Source organism: Lysobacter auxotrophicus, from assembly GCF_027924565.1.
Taxonomy (GTDB): Bacteria; Pseudomonadota; Gammaproteobacteria; order Xanthomonadales; family Xanthomonadaceae; genus Lysobacter_J; species Lysobacter_J auxotrophicus.
Genome location: NZ_AP027041.1, coordinates 3,274,185 through 3,292,993 on the forward strand (window position 1 = coordinate 3,274,185; position 18,809 = coordinate 3,292,993).

Genomic DNA, 18,809 nt, shown 5'->3' on the forward strand with positions numbered 1-18,809 from the left:
GATCAGAATCCGTAGCCGAACAGTTCGAGGTCGCGCTTGTACAACGTGCCGACGTCGTCGATCAGCGCGTCGTCGTAGTAATCGCGATAGCTGCCGCGCCGCGAGCTGTTGACTTGCCCGAGCGTGGCGCCGGGCAGCTTCAGGCGTTCGCAGATGAGATCGTACGAGCCCTGCATGTCTTCCACGCGACCGACGTGGTCGGCCAGCAGCGTGCCGTCTTCGTCGGTGACGAACGTGTGCTGCGGCTGGAACAGCACGTGCTGCTTCGCGCGCGGATCATCGAGGATGTAGCGCATCACCTGCTTGGGGTTCTTCAGGAACGCACCGTCGGCACGCGTCATGAAGGCGCAGTACGAGATGAACCGGTCGAAGGGGTTCCGCACGAAGGCGAACTTGAAGTACGAGCCGAACGCCTCGTCGCCGAGGAACGGACGGATCTGCTGCAGCGAGATGTGCCCGTGCTTAATGGCGGCGAGTTCCTCGAACGGGAAGCGCTTGTTGACGAACAGGCCGACCTGTTCGAGGTCGTCCTCGCTCAGGTGCTCGCGCAGCGCCTGGCGCACCGAATGCGTGCCGGTCTTGGGAATGGCGGCGAAAACGAAGCGGTGCTGGTGCGAGATGATCATCGGGTCCGGCGCGGTGGGCGATGGCGGCATCATAGGGGCTGCGCGCGATCCTGCGGCGGGCGTCACAGCCCGGGGGGATCGGCTTGATCCGTGTCAGAGCATTTGCTCCAGCCTGCGCTAGGATGCTCCCACCATGCCCCCCGCACGCTCCGTCCACGACGGCCACAAGGCCATTGCGCCTCCTGCGCGGACTCCCGCGAAGGAGCGGCCCCATTCGGACGAACCCCACTCGGTCCGCGAGGAGTTCGTCAACGCACTGACCCACGGCCTGGGCGCGACCGCCGCGCTCGCCGGCGGCGCGGTGCTGATCACGCTCGCCGCGCTGTTCGGCGACGGCTGGCAACTGGGCAGCGCCATCGTCTTCGGCATCTGCCTGCTGGCGCTGTACCTGGCCTCCACGCTGTACCACGCGATCCAGCATCCGGTGGCGAAGGCCCGACTGAAGGTCGTCGACCACTGCGCGATCTACCTGCTGATCGCCGGCACCTATACGCCCTTCACGCTGATCGGCCTGCGCGGGCCGTGGGGCTGGGGCCTGTTCGCGGCGATCTGGACGCTGGCCTTCGCGGGCGTGGTGTTCAAGCTGTTCTTCACCGGCCGCTTCAAGCTGCTGTCCACCGGCATCTACATCGCGATGGGCTGGCTGGTGCTGGTCGCGATCAAGCCGCTGATCGGTGCGCTGGACGGCTGGACGATCGGCTGGCTGTTCGGCGGCGGGCTCTTCTATACGCTCGGCACGGTGTTCTATCACCGGCCCTCGCTGCCGTATTCGCACGCGATCTGGCACCTGTTCGTCGTGGCGGGCAGCGTCTGCCATTACGTCGCCGTGATGGCGCAGGTCGTCACGCCCGGAAGCCTGCTTCCGACCTGAACTGCGCACAACGCATTCACTTTCGCTTGACCGCGCGCCACCGAAGGTGGGGCCGGATTCTTGCGGATGCGTGTGGTGAACCGAGTGCGTTGCCCGTTCATTCCCGACACTGTCGTGCGCCGCGGCGCGCGCGGGTGACGGCATGCGCGGGCGCGGCTCGACAACGACGGGACACGAGGGCGACGCCCACGGCCGCGCGTGGCCGCATCGCCATCCGGTGATGACGGCGCTGGCGATCGTCGCCGTGCTGGTCGCCATCCTCCTCGCGATCTGGGACTGGAACTGGTTCAAGGGACCGGTCGAACGCCAGGTCAAGGCGCGCACCGGGCGCGAATTCCGCATCGGCGGCAACCTCGACGTCGATCTGGGCTGGACGCCGGTCGTCTCGGCCGAAAAGGTCAGTTTCGGTAACGCCGAGTGGTCGCGCGCACCGCAGATGGCGACCGCCGACCGCGCGGAGATCGGCATCGCCCTGTGGCCACTGCTGCGCCGGCAGGTGCTGCTGCCGCTGATCCGTCTGGACAACCCTCGCCTGCTGTTGGAAACCAATCCCAAGGGCGGCGACGGCAACTGGGTGTTCGGCGAAAAGGGCGGCGAGACGAACGTGCAGTTCCGCCGCGTCGACATCCAGCGCGGCTTTGTGCAGTTCCTGGATGCGCCGAGGAAAACCGACATCCGCGTGGGCGTGAGCAGCCAGAAGGCGGCAGCTCGCGATGCCTCGGCGCCGGTGTCCGTCGTCGGCGGCGGACTGTGGGAGAACAACAAATTCGTGCTGCAGGGATCGGCGGCCTCGCCGCTGCTGCTGCGCGATCGCGACGCGCCGTACCGCATCAACGTGCGCGCCTCGGCCGGCGCGACGCACGCCCACGCGCGCGGCACGCTGCTCGATCCGCTGCGTCTGCGCGGCTTCGACCTGCAGATGAAGCTGTCCGGCCGCGACCTCGGCGACCTGTACCCGCTGCTCGGCCTCGCGATCCCGCACACGCCGCCGTATTCGCTCGACGGCCGCTTCAGCCGCGAGGGCGAGGTGTGGCATTACCGCAAGTTCGACGGCCGCATCGGCGACAGCGACATGCACGGCGATGCGAGCGTCGACACGAGCGGCAAGCGCCCGTACCTGCGCGCCGATTTGACGTCCCGGCGCCTGGATTTCGACGACCTCGCCGGCTTCGTCGGCGGGACGCCGCAGACCGGCGGCGGCGAGACGGCCAACGCCGAGCAGAACGCCGACGCCGCCAAACAGGACGCCAGCGCGCGCGTGCTGCCGCAGACGCCCTACAACCTGACCAAGCTGCGTGCGATGGACGCCGACGTGCGCCTGCGTGCGATGCGCATCAACGCGCCGAGCCTGCCGCTGGACGACATGGACGCGCACCTGCTGCTGGAAGGCGGCCTGGTCAAGCTGGATCCGCTGAATTTCGGCGTGGCCGAGGGCGAGATCCGTTCGCGCATCCGCATGGACGCGCGCACCGACACCATCCGCACGCGCGCCGATGCGAACCTCGCCGGGCTCAACCTCGGGAAGCTGCTGCCGAAGGTGGAGCTGACGCAGAACGCGATCGGCAAGATCAGCGGCCAGGTAGGCATCGAAGGCACCGGCAATTCCATCGCCGCGATGCTCGGCAGCAGCGACGGCAACATCGCCGTCGGCATGGGCCAAGGCCGCATCAGCAACCTGCTGATGGAAATGGCGGGCATCGATCTGGCGGAGATCATCAAGTTCAAGCTGGGCGGCGACAAGCAGATCCCGGTGCGCTGCGCGTTCGCCGACTTCGGCGTCGAGAACGGCCTGATGACCACGCGTTCGCTCGCGTTTGACACGACCGACACGATTCTGGTCGGCTCCGGCACGGTGAGCCTGCGCGACGAGAAGCTCGACCTGACGATCCGCCCGCGCCCGAAGGATCGCAGCCTGCTCGCCTTCCGTACGCCGCTGCGCGTGTCCGGTACGTTCAAGAAGCCGGGCGTTCGCCCGGATCTGGCGGCAGTGGGCCTGCGCGGCGCGATCGCACTGACGCTGGGAACGATCACGCCGCCGGCGGCGTTGCTCGCAACGCTGGAACTGGGTCCGGGTGAGGACTCGGGGTGCGGCGGCAAGTACGCGAAGTGATCCGGCGACGTGATCCGGAACGAGCGATGAGCAATGAGAAACGAGCGAGCTGCTCGTTCCCCGTCCTTCGCTAGCTGGCGATATACCGCTGCAGCTGATCCAGCTCCAGCTGCTGGTCCTCGATGACCGCCTTCACCAGGTCGCCGATCGACACGACGCCGAGCACCTGCCCGTTGTGCACGACCGGCAGATGGCGGATGCGCCGGTCGGTGACGATCTGCATGCAGCGATCGGTCGTGTCGTCCAGGCCGATGCTGATGACCTCTGCGGTCATGATGGTGCGCACCGGCGTGTCGGCGGAAGACCGACCCTGCAGCACGATCTTTCTCGCGTAGTCGCGTTCCGACAGGATGCCGACGAGCCGCCCGCCGTCGAGCACCAGCACCGCGCCGATGCGTTTTTCGGCCATGAGCCGTATCGCGTCGATGACGGGCGCGTCGGGTCCGATCGCGAACACTTCCGGCGCTTTGGCTTCGAGCAGTTGCCGCACGGTGCGCATGGCCATCTCCTTCGCCAGGGGGCTCGCGGCCGAGCATACTCCAGCGCGTCGTCAACGCACGCGAAGGCGCGGGACGCGTGACGAGTCGATGATTCGCGGCGCTCGCCGGCTCAGTCCACCGCCGAACCGCGAAGCCGCTGCACGCGATCGCCTTCGCCCAGCCTCTGCGCCGGAAGCACCGTGCGCGCCGGCTGCCAGCTGTCCACCAGGTATAGGGGACGCTGCTTGGCCTCGTCGTACAGGCGGCCGAGGTATTCGCCGATCACGCCCAGCGCGATCAGCTGCACGCCGCCGAGGAACAGGATCACCGACATCATCGTCGGCCAGCCGGCGACCGGATCGCCCCACAGCAGCGCCTTGACGATGATCGCCACGCCGTAGAGGAACGCGACCAGCGCCGACAGCAACCCCAGGTACGTCGCCAGCCGCAGCGGCGCGGTGGAGAAACTGGTGATGCCTTCCAGCGCGAGGTTCCAAAGCCGCCACAGGTTGAACTTGCTGCGCCCGGCCACGCGCGGTTCGCGGTGGTAGGCAATGGCGACGCGGTTGAAGCCGACCCAGCCGAACAGCCCCTTCATGAAGCGGTGCCGTTCGCGCAACTGCTGCAATGCGTGTAGCGCGCGCTCGGAGAGGAGTCGGAAATCGCCGGTGTCGGCAGGGATCGGCGTCTTCGACAGCGCGCCGATCACGCGATAGAACGTGTGCGCGGTGGCGCGCTTGAGCCAGCCTTCGCCCTCGCGTCCCATGCGCGTGCCGTGCACGTCGTCGAACCCCTCGCGCCACTTGGCGACGAACTGCGGGATCAGCTCCGGCGGGTCCTGCCCGTCGGCGTCGAGGATCAGCGCGGCGCCCTCCTCCACGCGGTCCAGGCCGGCGGTCAGCGCGAGTTCCTTGCCGAAATTGCGCGACAGGCGAAGCAGCGCGATGCGGCGGTCGGCCGCGGCAAGCTGCTGCATCACCGCCCACGTCGCGTCCTGGCTGCCGTCGTCGACGTAGAGCACCTGGCCGTCGACGCCGTCGCGCGCAAGCGCATCGAGCACCGCGGCGATGCGCGGCTGCAGCGCCGGCAGGCTGTCGGCCTCGTTGTAGGCGGCGATGACGACGGTCAGGCGGTCGTGGTTCATGGCCCGATGGTAGCCCGAGGGCCGGTCGCCCGCGCTCATTCCAGGCGCTGCAGGTAGTCCTTTCCGCCGATGTAGCGCATCTGGCGCTGGATCGCCTGCGCACGCCGCTGCACGTACGGGCCAGGCCTGGCGATGCTGTAGCGGCGCGGGCTCGGAAGCACCGCGGCCATGCGCGCGGCCTCGGCGGGCGACAGGCGGGCGGCATCCTTGTCGAAGTACGTGCGCGCCGCGGCCTGCGCGCCGTACACGCCATCGCCGAACTCGGCGACGTTGACGTACACCTCGACGATGCGGTGCTTGGGCCACATCGCCTCGATCAGCACGGTGTACCAGGCCTCGATGCCCTTGCGCACCCAGCTGCGTCCGCTCCACAGGAACAGGTTCTTCGCCGTCTGCTGGCTGATGGTGCTGCCGCCGCGCACCTTGCGGCCGCGCTCGTTGTTCTTGCGTGCGCGCTCGATGGCCTTGAGGTCGAAGCCGTAGTGCTCGGCGAAGGTCTGGTCTTCCGACGCGATCACGGCCAGCGGCACGTACGGCGAGATCTCGTCCAGGTCGCGCCAGTCGTGCGCGATGCGGAACGAGAAATCGCCATCGCCCCAGGCTTCGAGCTGGCGCGAGAACATGAAGGCGCTGAAGGGCGGATCGACGAAGCGCAGCGTGGCGACCTGGACCACGCTCAGCAGCAGCGCCGCGAACGGCAGCGCGATGATCCAGCGCAGCCAGCGGCGACGGCGCGGTGCCTGCGTCGGAGCCGGGACGGGCGTGGATGCGGCGGCGTTCAACTCTTGCACGAGCGGTGCTCCATCCCCATGGTGGTTCCCAAGCCTCTTCACACGACCGCGCGCATTATTCCAATGACGCGCGCCAACCGCACGAGTCCCGCATGACCCAGACCGATACCGCGCCCGTTGGCGACCGCGACCAGTTGACCCGCTTCCTCATCGAGACCGCCGGCGTACGCGGCGTACGCGTGCATCTGGCCGACACCTGGACGCAGATCCGCGAGCGCGCCGAGTATCCGCAGGCCGCGGCCGAGCTGCTGGGCGAATCGCTCGCCGCCGCGGCTGCCTTTACCGGCCACGCGAAGGTCGATGGCCGGCTGTCGGTCCAGCTGCGCGGGCACGGCGCGCTGCGCACGCTGTTCGCCGAATGCACCGCCGCCGGCACGCTGCGCGGCATCGCGCAGATCGACGAGGACGCCGGCACCGTGTCGCGCGACCTGCGCGAACTGGGCGAAGGCGCGCTGCTGGCCATTACCATCGAGAACCCGTCGCTCGACGGCCGCGAGCCCATGCGTTACCAGGGCCTGGTCGGCCTGGAATCGGATTCGCTGGCGGGCGCGTTCGAGGATTACTTCCGCCAGTCCGAGCAGTTGCCGACGAGGCTGCTGCTTGCCGCCGACGAACGGCAGGCCGCGGCATTGCTGTTGCAGAAGCTGCCCGGGGATCATGGGGACGACGACGGATGGTCGCGCGTGGGTGCCCTGTTCGACACGCTCACCACACGCGAACTGCTGGAATGGTCGGCAGAGGACCTGCTGACCCGCCTGTTCCACGAGGACGGGGTGCAGGTGCTGGGGCGCAAGCCGCTTGCCTTCGCCTGTTCCTGTTCGCGGGAGCGGGTGGAGTCGATGCTGGTCTCCCTCGGCCAGGCCGAAGCGGAGGCCGCAGTCGAGGCGGCCGGTGGCGCCGCCCTGATCCGTTGCGAGTTTTGCGGACAGAGTTACCGTTTCGACGGAGAGGAAATCGCTAGCTTGTTTGCCGTGGCGACGACGGAAATGGCCGCTCCCGATAGGGTGCAGTGACCGTCCGGAACGCCCCGGGGAATTGTTAAATAAACATAAACGGTCTATAGTCGCGGTCCTCAGGAGAGGGGAACTCCGCCCGGTTTGTCCGGTCGTAACCAAGACATGAACACGCGCCTGCTTCGACTGCCGTTGACCCTGATGCTCGCCATTGGCGTGGCGTCGGGCGTGCACGCGCAGTCCAGGCCGACCGCTGCGGAAACGACCTATCTCCCGGTCTGGAACCAGAGCAGCGGCAAGCTCGAATACCTCCTCCAGCTCGAACCCACCGGCGCGCCGGTCGCGGGCGCCCGCTGGCGCGTGGGCAGCAACACGCTCGATGCCGCCTTCGGGCTGGAAGCGGGCGACACGCTCGGCCTGGTCTGTGATCGCAAGACCGGCCTGGCCGGCGCCATCGGCAACCTCGCCAACCACTGCGCGCTCGCCTCGCTCGACGATGACGACGACCGCTCGGGCGCCCGCCAGGGCACGCTCGGCGCGAGCCTGAGCCGCGCCGGCGGCAAGCTCGGTCTGGCACTGGGAACCGGTCGCGACACCCTGCCCGCCTGGTTGAGCCCGAACGCGAAGTTCAGCAAGGTCGACCAGAACACGCTCACCGTGTACGGCCAGAAGAACATCGGCCGCGAGGCCACGGTGTCCATCGGCGGCACGTGGGCGCGCGCCAAGCTCATTCCCGCCGGCGAGATGCCGGCACTCGCCGATCGCTGGAATACCCGCAGCGTCAGCGTGGGCGCCGGCATGGGCAATTTCAGCGCGAACATCGTCGGCCGCGTGGTCGACACGCCCGGCGAGCCCGGGCAGTGGGAAGGCCTCGGCGTCGGCCTGACCTGGCGCACGCCGTGGAGCGGACAGCTCACCGTCGGCGCCGAAAACGTCGTGACGCGCGGCAAGAATCCGTTCGCGCCGGACAACAGCGACAAGGACGAGGGCACCGTGCCTTACGTCCGGTACGAGCAGGATCTCTGACGATCCACCTTTGACCTTGCAGTAGCCGCGCGACCCGGTTCGAGCTGCCTGCTACAACGTCCAGACTTCCCGACCGGCCGCGTCCACTACGCGGCCGTTCGTCGTTTCAGATCCCTCGATTCGACCGTTCCCCTGCCCGTACGGCTGGATACCGGCCGGTATGGACTTCACATGTTCGAAACTGTGCGTTAACGACACTTTCACTTCTCGCCCAAGCTGGTTAGGATCGGGTTGCCTTGCCGATTTTGGCGCCCTCATTGACGCCACCGGCCAGGTCCCATGGGATCCATCGACTCACGCTTGGAGAGAGAGATGAACTTGAAGACCACCCCGCTCCGCGACGCGATTGTGTATTCGCTCGCGGTCGGCACCACCGCGATCGCCGGTACCGGCATTGCGGTTGCGCAGGAAACCCAGCAGCAGACCACCACGCTCGATCGCATCGAAGTCACCGGCTCGCGCATCCGCCAGGTCGACATCGAGACCGAAGCGCCGGTGCTCACCATCACCCGCGCAGACATCGAACAGCAGGGCTTCCAGTCGGTCGCCGACATCCTGCAGAACATTTCCGCCGTCGGCGCCCCGGCCATCAGCCGCGCCTCCCCGCTGACCGCAGGCGAGAACGTCGGCGGCCAGTTCATCAGCATGCGCAACATGGGTACGCAGCGCACGCTGATCCTGGTCAACGGCAAGCGCCTGGGCATCAGCACCAGCGGTAACCAGGACGTGTCGCTCATCCCGACCGTCGCGGTCGAGCGCGTCGAAGTGCTGAAGGACGGCGCCTCGTCGATCTACGGCTCCGACGCAATCGCCGGCGTGGTGAACATCATCACCCGTTCGAACTTCGAAGGCGCCACCGTCGACGCGTACTACGGCCAGTACAGCGAAGGCGACGGCGAGACCACGCGCGCTTCGGGCATCCTCGGCTTCACCGGCGACCGCGGTTCGATCACCACCGCCGTGGAATACCGCAAGGAAGAAGAAGTCTTCGCGCGCGATCGCCCCTACTCGGCCTACCCGCAGAGCGACCGTCACCCGACGCGCAACTGGACCACGGTGAGCCAGTGGGGCGTGATCAACCTGCCGGCCGGCCTCGGCGGCAACCGCGTGCTCAACGAGGGCGCCGACTGGCGCAACATCGCCAACTACCACGCGCTCAACACCAACACCGGCACCACCGCCGCCGATCCGAACGGCTCGACGGTCGACAAGACCAACACCAACCAGCAGACGCACCTGCGCACGCCGCTGGAAAGCCGCTCGCTGTTCGTCAACGGTCTGTTCGATATCACCGACGACGTGCGCTTCCGTGGCGACGTGCTGTACACCGAGCGCGAAGCCGTGCGCCAGGTGGCCGGTTATCCGTTCCAGAGTGCGTCGGCCGGCCCGATCCCGGGCGGCTTCACGATGTCGCGCGACAGTTACTACAACCCGGTCGGCATCGACCAGGGCTACGCGACGCCGCAGGACGTGAACTTCTGGCGCCGCACGTGGGAAGTGCCGCGCGTCGACATGCCGAGCTCCACCACGTGGCGCTTCTCCGCCGCGGTGGAAGGCAGCTTCGGCGTCGCCGACCGCATCTTCGACTGGGACGTCAACTACCTCTACAACAACAACAAGGTCCATCAGGAAAACTACGGCAACCTCAACATCGACCGCACGCGTCAGTCGGTGGGTGCCTCGTTCCTGGATACCGATGGCGTCGTCAAGTGCGGTGCGCCGGGCGCGGTGATCATCGGCTGCGTGCCGTGGAACCCGTTCATCCCGTACGGTCGCGTGGGCGATGGCGGCCTGACCGGCAACCAGGCGCTGCAGGACTGGCTGTTCCAGCGTCTGAATTCCTCGGGTGAAACCGAAACGACGGTGTACTCGGCCAACATCAGCGGTTCGGTCGCCACGCTGCCGGGCGGCGACCTGGGCTTTGCCGTCGGTTACGAAAACCGCAAGGAAGAAGGTCGCTTCATTCCGGACGCGCAGGCCGTGACCGGCAACTCGACGACGCTGGCCGGCGGCCCGACGCAGGGCAGCTACACCGTCGACGAGGTGTACGCCGAGCTCTTCATCCCCGTGCTGGCCGATCTGCCGGGCGCGAAGGAACTGAGCTTCAACATCGCCAGCCGTTACTCGGACTACGACACCTTCGGCGACACGGTCAACAGCAAGTTCGGCTTCAAGTGGAAGCCGCTGGACTCGCTGCTGTTCCGCGGGACGTACGCCGAGGGCTTCCGCGCCCCGACGATCAACGACCTGTACGGCGGCGGTTCGCAGACCTTCTCGACTTTCGCCGACCCTTGCGATACGCGCTTTGGCGTCGCCGCGTCCAACCCCGCCGTCGTGGCGAGCTGCGCGCGCGACATCGCCAACGCCGCCACGTACCGCCAGTTGCAGCAGGGCTTCGTGCCCAGCTCGCAGCAGTCGGTGCAGACCCCGGTGCCGTTCTTCTCCGGTTCCAATCCGAACCTGATTCCTGAAACCTCGGAGTCGAAGACGCTTGGTGTCGTGTGGAGCCCGGAATTCGTCCAAGGGCTGAACGTGAGCCTGGACTGGTGGAAGATCCGCATCGACGACACGATCGTGGCCGACACGCCGACGCAGATGCTCAACGACTGCTACGTGCAGAACGACCTGACCCGCTGCACCAACTTCACCCGCGATCCGGTGCTGGGTTACGTCAACACGCTGTCGTTCACGGGCATCAACGCCGGTTATCGCGAAGCCGAAGGTTATGACCTGGACCTGGGCTACCGCTTGCCCACGGAACGCTTCGGCAACTACAACGTCTCGTGGCAGACGACCTACACGAGCCGCGACGAGATCAAGACCGACACCAACCCGACCACGCTCCCCCAGCAGCTGGTCGGCTACGCGACGTCGCCGGGCTTCCTCGGCACGTTCCGTATCCGCTCCAACGCCAGCCTGACCTGGGACATGGGGCCGTGGAGCGCCACCTGGGGTGCGCGTTACTACTCCAAGCAGAAGGAAACCTGCCTCTCGGCTACGCTGTTCCCCGAGGAATGCTCGGATCCGGGCTTCATCGCCGGCAACCCGCAGCAGACGCGCCCGATCAACGAGCACGGCTCCAACACGTTCCACGATCTGGAATTCCGCTGGAAGGCGCCGTGGAACGCTACGGTCGCGCTGGGCGCCAACAACGTGTTCGACCACGTGGGCCCGGTGATGTACAGCCAGCCGAGTGCGAACGTGTCCTACCAGGGCCAGTTCGACATCGGTCGTTTCATCTACATGAAGTACCAGCAGCGCTTCTGATCCACCTGCGGTGGAGCAATCGAGCGGCCCCGAAAGGGGCCGCTTTTTTTATGCACGACGCGGCTCCCCCGTCCGCTGACGCCATGCGCCCCCGCTGCGCCTGTCGCGTGCCGTCCGTCTGGAAGCGGACCCATCCGCCACGCGTTCGCGATGGAGCCGCTCGCTGTGCCGATTCAGGCATACCGCAATGCAGCATGAGTTGTCACGATCCGATAACCGGTCGTTAACTTGTCTTTCACTTTTCTGGCGACGGGGTTAGGATCGGGTTAAGCCTTGCCGTTTTTGGCGTCTTTTTTGACTCCGTCGGCTGGGCCCCATGGGAAGTACCACCTGAGTTTTCGGAGAGAGAGATGACCTTGAAGACCACCCAGCTCCGCGACGCGATCACCTTCGCGCTCGCCGTGGGCTCCACCGCGGCGGCCGGTACCGGCATCGCCTTCGCCCAGGAAGGCGAGAAAGCCACGACCCTCGACCGCATCGAGGTGACGGGTTCGCGCATCAAGCGCGCCGACATCGAAACGTCCCAGCCGATCTTCTCGCTCAGCCGCGACGACATCACGGCGCAGGGCCTGACCTCGGTCGGCGACGTGATCCAGAACATCACCGCCAACGGTTCGACGCTCAACAGCACCTACAACAACGGCGGTAACGGCGAGACGCGCGTCAACCTGCGCAACCTCGGTTCCAACCGCACGCTGGTGCTGGTCAACGGTCGTCGCTGGGTTGGTGGCACGGGCCTGGGCGGCGCGGTCGACCTCAACACGATCCCGACCGCCGCGGTCGAGCGCATCGAAGTGCTGAAGGACGGCGCATCGACGATCTACGGTTCCGACGCCATCGCCGGCGTGGTCAACGTGATCCTGCGCCAGAACTTCGAAGGCGCCGAAGCCAACGCCTACATCGGCCAGTTCGACAAGGGCGACGGTACCCGCCAGGCCTACGACTTCATCATCGGCACGAGCGGCGACCGCTTCTCGGCGATGCTGGGCTACGGCTACGTCAAGGAAGAGCCGGTCATGGCCGGCGACCGCTACATCTCGAAGGAGCCGACCTACACCACCGGCAACTTCTTCGGTTCCGGCACCAGCCCGAACGGCCGCTTCGGCGCCGGCGAAGGCTGCCAGCGCCAGAACGCCGCCGGCCAGCTGCTGTGGACGCGCGCCGACGGCCAGCCGGGCTTCGTGACGACGCCGCAGTTCGACGAGGAAGGCAACGAGCTGCAGGCCCGCGTGGCGCGTGGCGCCAAGCTGCCGGGTTCGGCCCTCTGCGTTCCGGGCACCCTCACCTACGACGGCCCGGGCACGGCCGCCCGTCCGTACGTGCCGGGCGCCGACGCGTACAACTTCGCTCCGGAAAACTACCTGCTCACGCCGCAGGAGCGCCGCTCGGTCTTCGGTAACGCCTCGGTCGACATCACCGACGACATCCGCTTCAAGACCACGGTGACCTACAACGAGCGCGTCTCCGAGCAGCTGCTCGCCGCCATGCCGGTCACGCTCGGCCAGCCGGTCGCCGGCACGCCGGCGGGCACGGTCGTCATCGACGCCGACAACGCCTACAACCCGTTCGGCGAAGACATCACCCGCATCAGCCGTCGTACGACGGAAACCGGCGGTCGTTCGTTCAACCAGGACGTGCGCACCTTCGCGATGACGGCCGGCCTGGAAGGCACGCTGAACTTCGCCGAGAAGTACTTCGACTGGGAAGCGGGCTACTTCCGCGGCCAGAACAAGGCGAACAACACCACCTTCGGCCTGTTCAACGTCGAAGCCCTGCGCAGCGCGCTCGGCCCGTCGTTCGTCGACGCCGACGGCACGCTCAAGTGCGGCACCTCGGCCGATACCGTCATCGACGGCTGCGTCCCGATGAACTTCCTCGGCGGCGTGGGCGGCATCACGCAGGAAATGCTGGACTACTCGACGTTCACCGCGCACGACGAGTACAGCTACACCCAGCAGTCCTACTACGCCAACATCAGCGGCGACCTGTTCGCGCTGCCGGGCGGCCCGCTGGGCTTCTCGTTCGGCCTGGAACACCGCACCGAAGACGGCTACGACTCGCCGGACGCGCTGATCAACTCCGGCAGCACCACGGGCAACGCGCGCACCGCGACCGCCGGTGGTTACAAGCTGGACGAGGCCTACCTCGAACTGGCCGTGCCGGTGCTGAGCGACGTGCCGTTCGCCAAGCTGCTCGACTTCTCGCTGGCCACGCGCTACTCGGACTACTCGAACTTCGGCGACACGCTCAACAGCAAGTTCGGTTTCCGCTGGAAGCCGATCGAAGACCTGCTGGTCCGCGGTAACTGGTCCGAGGGCTTCCGCGCTCCGTCGATCGCCGAACTGTTCGCCGGCCAGGCCGACTCGTTCCCGACCCTGTCCGACCCCTGCAACAGCTCGAACTTCGCGACGCTGGCCCCGCAGGCGCAGGCACAGTGCTTGGCCGAAGGCGTTCCGGCTGGCGGCTACCGCCAGGACAGCCAGCAGATCCGCATCACCGTCGGCGGCAACCCGGACCTGAAGCCCGAGAAGGCCGAGTCGACCACGTTCGGCTTCGTCTACAGCCCGAGCTACGTCGAAGGCCTGGACGTGTCGCTTGACTGGTGGACGATCAAGATCGAAGACGCCATCACCACCATCGGTGGCGAAACGATCATCCAGCAGTGCGTGGATTCCGGCGGCGCCGGCCAGACCTGCGGTCTGTACACCCGTCAGTCCGACGGCAACATCCTGACCCTGATCAACACCACCACGAACATCGGTGGCACCAAGGTCGAGGGTTACGACCTGACCGTCGGTTACCGCCTGCCGGAAACCGCGTGGGGCAAGTTCAGCTTCACGTGGGACACGACCTACCTGGCCGAGCAGAAGGACGACATCGACGGCGACGGCGTGTACGGCGAAGACAACCAGCTCGCCCCGGCGATCGGCCAGCCGCTGCACTACAACGAAGGCGGCAACCTCGTCGGCGAGTACCTGCAGAACGACAACAAGTGGCGCATCCGTTCGAACCTGATGGCCCGTTGGGAACTGGGCGACTGGGGCGCGACCTGGAGCGTTCGCTACTACTCGTCGCAGGACGAGTCGTGCAGCCCGGCGTACGAAGAGTACGGCTTCGGCTACCTGTGCACCGACGGCGACCGCCGTATCGGCATCCCGACCGACGCCAACAACAACGGCGTGTGGGACGGCACCGCCGGCGGCGACACGATCGAGTCGATCCTGGATCCGCAGCACCACATCGGCGCCACCACGTACCACGACGTTTCGGTCTACTGGAACGCCCCGTGGAACGCGAAGATCGCCATCGGCGTCAACAACCTGTTCGACAAGAACCCGCCGATCGTGCTCAACGCGTTCGCCAACACGTTCGACCCGCAGTACGAGCTGCCGGGCCAGTTCATCTACTTCCGCTACTCGCAGAAGTTCTGATCGGTACGAACGGCACTTGCGTCATAACTACGGCCCCGAAAGGGGCCGTAGTTTTTTGCGATCGTTTCAGAAATGAAACAATGCGCGTTCAGACTGTTGAAGATTAACAACACTTTAAGTATTCGCTCTGCAGGTCTACCATCGGGCCCGACCTTGCCGGACTTGGCGCGGTTGTTTGCTCCGCCCGGCGGGTTCCCATGGGAACAACTTTGACCGACTTGGAGAGAGCGATGAATCCGAAAACAACGAAGCTCCGGGACGCAATTCGCGTGACGCTCGCCCTGGGCACAACGACGGCGGCGGGCATGGGTGCGGCACAGGCCCAGGAACCCGCCCCGGCCTCCCCGCAGGAAGCGACCACCCTCGATCGCATCGAAGTCACCGGTTCGCGCATCAAGCGCGCCGACATCGAGACCTCGCAGCCGATCTTCTCGCTCAGTCGCGACGACATCACCGCGCAGGGCCTGACCTCCGTCGGCGACGTGATCCAGAACATCACCGCCAACGGTTCCACGCTCAACACGACCTTCAACAACGGCGGTAACGGCGACACCGGCGTCAGCCTGCGCAACCTCGGCGCGAACCGGACGCTGGTACTGGTCAACGGCCGTCGCTGGGTCGGCGGCGCGTCCGGCACCGGCCTCGGGGGACAGGTCGACCTCAACTCCATCCCGACCGCTGCGGTCGAGCGCATCGAAGTGCTGAAGGATGGCGCGTCCGCGATCTACGGTTCGGATGCCATCGCCGGCGTGGTCAACGTGATCCTGCGCCAGAATTTCGAAGGCGCCGAAGCGAACGCGTACCTCGGCGTGTACGACAAGGGCGACGGTTTCCGCCAGTCGTACGACTTCACCATCGGCAGCGCATCCGACCGCTTCGCCGTGATGCTGGGCTTCGGCTACGTCAAGGAAGAACCCGTGTGGGCGGGCGACCGCTACATCTCCAAGGAGCCGATCTACACGACCGGCGCGGCGCTGGGCGGCAGTTCGACCACGCCGAACGGCAATTTCTCCATGCGTTTCGGCGAGTGCTTCACCGATCCGGACGATCCGGACTCGGCCACGCGCTGCCGTCCCGACGGCACGCCCGGCAGCTTCACCTACAACCCCGGCGCGGGCGCAGCCAACTGGCGCAACTTCACCAACAACGACATCTACAACTTCGCGCCCGACAACTACCTGCTCACGCCGCAGGAACGCCGCTCGGTGTTCGGCAACGCGTCGGTGGACATCACCGACAACGTCCGCTTCAAGACCACGCTGACCTACAACGAACGACAGTCCGAACAGCTGCTGGCGGCCATGCCGATCACGCTCGGCGTGCCGGTCGCAGGCACCAACGCGGGCAACGTCGTCATCAGCGCCGACAGCATCTACAACCCGTTCGGCGAGGACATCGACTGGGTGCAGCGTCGCGCCGTGGAAACCGGCGGTCGCCGGTTCGAGCAGGACGTGCGCACCTTCGCGATGAACGCCGGGTTCGAAGGCACGTTGAACTGGGGCGAGAAGTACTACGACTGGGAAGCCGGTTACTTCTACGGTCGCAACAAGGCCAACAACACCACCAACGGCCTGTTCAACGTGATCTCGCTGGGTAACGCGCTCGGTCCGTCGTTCATCGATGCCGAGGGCGTCCCGACCTGCGGCACGCCCGACGACCCGATCGCCGGCTGCGTACCGATGAACATGCTCGGCGGCGTGGGCAGCCTCACGCAGGACATGCTCGACTACACCACCTTCGTCGCGCACGACGAGTACAGCTACACGCAGAAGACCTACTACGCCAACATCGGCGGCGATCTGTTCGACCTGCCGGGCGGTCCGCTCGGGTTCTCGGTCGGCCTGGAACACCGCAGCGAAGACGGCTACGACTCCCCCGACGCACTGATCAATTCCGGCAACACCACCGGCAACGCGCGCACCGCGACATCCGGCGGTTACACCGTCGACGAGGCGTACCTGGAACTCGCGATTCCGGTGCTTGCCGACGTGCCCGGCGCGAAGCTGCTCGACTTCTCGCTGGCCACGCGTTACTCGGACTACAGCAACTTCGGCGACACGCTCAACAGCAAGTTCGGTTTCCGCTGGAAGCCGATCGAAGACCTGCTGATCCGCGGCAACTGGTCCGAAGGCTTCCGTGCACCGTCGATCGCCGAACTGTTCGCCGGCCAGGCCGACTCCTTCCCGCAGGTCAGCGACCCCTGCAACCAGACCAACTTCGGTAACCAGACCGCGCCCGCGCAGGCCCGCTGCCGCGCCGAAGGCGTGCCGGAGGGCGGCTACGCGCAGAACAACACGCAGATCCGCATCACCGTCGGCGGCAACCCGAACCTGCAGCCGGAAAAGGCCGAATCGACCACCGCCGGCTTCGTCTACAGCCCGAGCTTCGTCGAAGGCCTCGACGTTTCGCTGGACTGGTGGAAGATCAAGATCGAGGACGCGATCACCACCGTCGGCGCCGCGCCGATCATCCAGCAGTGCATCGACTCCGGCGGCACCGGCTCGACCTGCGATCTCTACAGCCGCCAGCCCGGTGGCGAGATCCTGACGCTGCTCAACACCACGGTGAACATCGGCGGCACCAAGGTCGAAGGTTGGGACATGACGGTGAGCTATCGCCTGCCCGAAACCTCGTGGGGCAAGTTCAGCTTCACCTGGGATACGACGTACCTGTCCGAGTTCCTCAACGACCTGGACGGCGACGGTCGCTACGGCGAGGACGTCTTCCGCGAGCCGGCCATCGGCAGCGAAATGGAGGCCAACGAAGGCGGCAACCTGGTCGGCGAATACGACGGCCCGAACCTGCTCAACTACTGGCGCATCCGTTCGAACCTGGCGGCGCGCTGGGAGAAGGGCGACTGGGGCGCGACCTGGAACGTGCGCTACTACTCCGACCAGACCGAGCCCTGCCAGACGTTCGAGGACTACGGTTACGGCTGGCTGTGCACGACCACCGACCGCTTCCGCAGCCAGCCGACCGACGTCAACGGCAACGGCGTGTGGGACGGCGAGGCCGGCGGCGACGGCTTCACCACCGTGGCGGCGAACGAGCACCACGTCGGTGCCGCGACCTACCACGATGCGAGCGTCTACTGGAACGCACCCTGGAACGCGAAGGTGACTTTCGGCATCAACAACCTGTTCGACAAGAACCCGCCGATCGCCTACACCTCGTTCGCCAACTCGTTCGATCCGCAGTACGACCTGCCGGGACGCTTCATCTACTTCCGGTATTCGCAGAAGTTCTGAACCTCGTCCGCGATGGTTCATTCGCCACGGCCCCGAAAGGGGCCGTGGTTTTATCGGGGTTCGGCCGGGCTACACTCGAGGTTCCGCAACGCGCCGCAGCGATCGCATGTCCTTCGAGATCCGCCCCGTCTTCTCGGTTCCCTTCGCGCAGGACGTGCTGCCCGAGGCCAGCGCGATCAATCCGCAACTGCGCGCCTTGATCCTCGCGCGCGAAGCCGAAGGCGCGCGCTACGCGAACCCGAATCCGTCGTTGCAGCAGCAGCCGGGCGTGTTCGAAAGCGACTTCAACCTGTTCGCGTGGCCGCAGGCCTGCATCCAGCAGCTGCGCCAGTTCTGCTGGGCGACGCTCGGCCGCACCATCGCCGACCTCAACGGCTACAGCGCCGAGGAGATGAAGCAGCTGCAGATCTTCTCGCACACCTGGTTCCATGTGACGCGAAAGGGCGGCTTCACCATCAACCACACGCATCCGATGGCGTCGTGGTCGGGCGTGTATTGCGTGGACCCGGGCACGACGCCGGAAGACCGGCCCGATTCGGGCGTGCTGCGCTTCCACAACCCGCATCACTACAGCAACTACTTCCTCGACGCCGGCAACGCGCGGCTGCGTCCGCCGTATCACCACGGCACCTGGAACGTGCGTTTCCAGGCCGGGCAACTGGTGCTGTTCCCGTCGTGGCTGCAGCACGAGGTCATGCCGTTCCATGGCGATGACGAACGCATCACCATCGCGTTCAACTGCTGGTTCGGCATGAAGAACGGCTGAGCGAAGCCGGCGCGCCTCGCCTGTCCGGGCGATACAAACATGAAAAAAGCCGCCAAAAAGGCGGCTTTTTTGCATTCAGGCATCGCGCCCGATCAAG

At 66.4% G+C, this 18,809-nt stretch carries 12 protein-coding genes; 8 read left to right on the plus strand and 4 right to left on the minus strand.

The features are described 5' to 3' along the window. Positions 1 to 2 precede the first annotated feature (2 nt). The gene (locus LA521A_RS14920; protein ID WP_281779651.1) at positions 3 to 626 is read right to left on the minus strand and encodes a sulfotransferase family 2 domain-containing protein; all 624 of its coding nucleotides are present in this window, start codon (positions 624 to 626) and stop codon (positions 3 to 5) included. 133 nt (positions 627 to 759) lie between these two features. Here LA521A_RS14920 and trhA point away from each other — a divergent pair, with 133 nt between their 5' ends. Next, the gene (gene trhA / locus LA521A_RS14925) at positions 760 to 1,497 is read left to right on the plus strand and encodes a PAQR family membrane homeostasis protein TrhA (RefSeq protein ID WP_281779652.1); all 738 of its coding nucleotides are present in this window, start codon (positions 760 to 762) and stop codon (positions 1,495 to 1,497) included. Positions 1,498 to 1,639: 142 nt separating this feature from the next. Further along, positions 1,640 to 3,607 carry an AsmA family protein gene (locus LA521A_RS14930; RefSeq protein ID WP_281779653.1) on the plus strand — a complete coding sequence of 656 codons (1,968 nt, stop codon included), beginning with the start codon at positions 1,640 to 1,642 and terminating at the stop codon, positions 3,605 to 3,607. Positions 3,608 to 3,677: 70 nt separating this feature from the next. Here LA521A_RS14930 and LA521A_RS14935 read toward each other — a convergent pair whose 3' ends face one another. From LA521A_RS14935 to mtgA, 3 genes are all read right to left on the minus strand, one after another. After that, positions 3,678 to 4,106, minus strand: coding sequence for a CBS domain-containing protein (locus LA521A_RS14935; protein WP_281779654.1), 429 nt, complete (start codon positions 4,104 to 4,106; stop codon positions 3,678 to 3,680). 110 nt (positions 4,107 to 4,216) lie between these two features. Beyond that, positions 4,217 to 5,230, minus strand: coding sequence for a glycosyltransferase family 2 protein (locus tag LA521A_RS14940; protein ID WP_281779655.1), 1,014 nt, complete (start codon positions 5,228 to 5,230; stop codon positions 4,217 to 4,219). A gap of 35 nt (positions 5,231 to 5,265) precedes the next feature. After that, the gene (gene mtgA, locus LA521A_RS14945; RefSeq protein ID WP_281782110.1) at positions 5,266 to 6,012 is read right to left on the minus strand and encodes a monofunctional biosynthetic peptidoglycan transglycosylase; all 747 of its coding nucleotides are present in this window, start codon (positions 6,010 to 6,012) and stop codon (positions 5,266 to 5,268) included. Positions 6,013 to 6,113: 101 nt separating this feature from the next. Here mtgA and hslO point away from each other — a divergent pair, with 101 nt between their 5' ends. The 6 genes from hslO (at position 6,114) to LA521A_RS14975 (ending at position 18,712) form a co-directional block, all read left to right on the plus strand. Further along, positions 6,114 to 7,034, plus strand: coding sequence for an Hsp33 family molecular chaperone HslO (hslO, locus tag LA521A_RS14950; RefSeq protein ID WP_281779656.1), 921 nt, complete (start codon positions 6,114 to 6,116; stop codon positions 7,032 to 7,034). Between the two features lie 141 nt (positions 7,035 to 7,175). Then, positions 7,176 to 8,000, plus strand: coding sequence for an XOO1806 family protein (locus tag LA521A_RS14955; RefSeq protein ID WP_281782111.1), 825 nt, complete (start codon positions 7,176 to 7,178; stop codon positions 7,998 to 8,000). 312 nt (positions 8,001 to 8,312) lie between these two features. Beyond that, complete coding sequence (locus tag LA521A_RS14960; protein WP_281779657.1) at positions 8,313 to 11,267, plus strand: TonB-dependent receptor domain-containing protein; 2,955 nt, start codon at positions 8,313 to 8,315, stop codon at positions 11,265 to 11,267. A gap of 350 nt (positions 11,268 to 11,617) precedes the next feature. Beyond that, positions 11,618 to 14,698, plus strand: coding sequence for a TonB-dependent receptor domain-containing protein (locus LA521A_RS14965; RefSeq protein WP_281779658.1), 3,081 nt, complete (start codon positions 11,618 to 11,620; stop codon positions 14,696 to 14,698). Positions 14,699 to 14,928: 230 nt separating this feature from the next. Then, positions 14,929 to 17,946 carry a TonB-dependent receptor gene (locus LA521A_RS14970; RefSeq protein WP_281779659.1) on the plus strand — a complete coding sequence of 1,006 codons (3,018 nt, stop codon included), beginning with the start codon at positions 14,929 to 14,931 and terminating at the stop codon, positions 17,944 to 17,946. A gap of 106 nt (positions 17,947 to 18,052) precedes the next feature. Next, positions 18,053 to 18,712, plus strand: coding sequence for a TIGR02466 family protein (locus LA521A_RS14975; RefSeq protein ID WP_281779660.1), 660 nt, complete (start codon positions 18,053 to 18,055; stop codon positions 18,710 to 18,712). Positions 18,713 to 18,809: the final 97 nt, after the last annotated feature.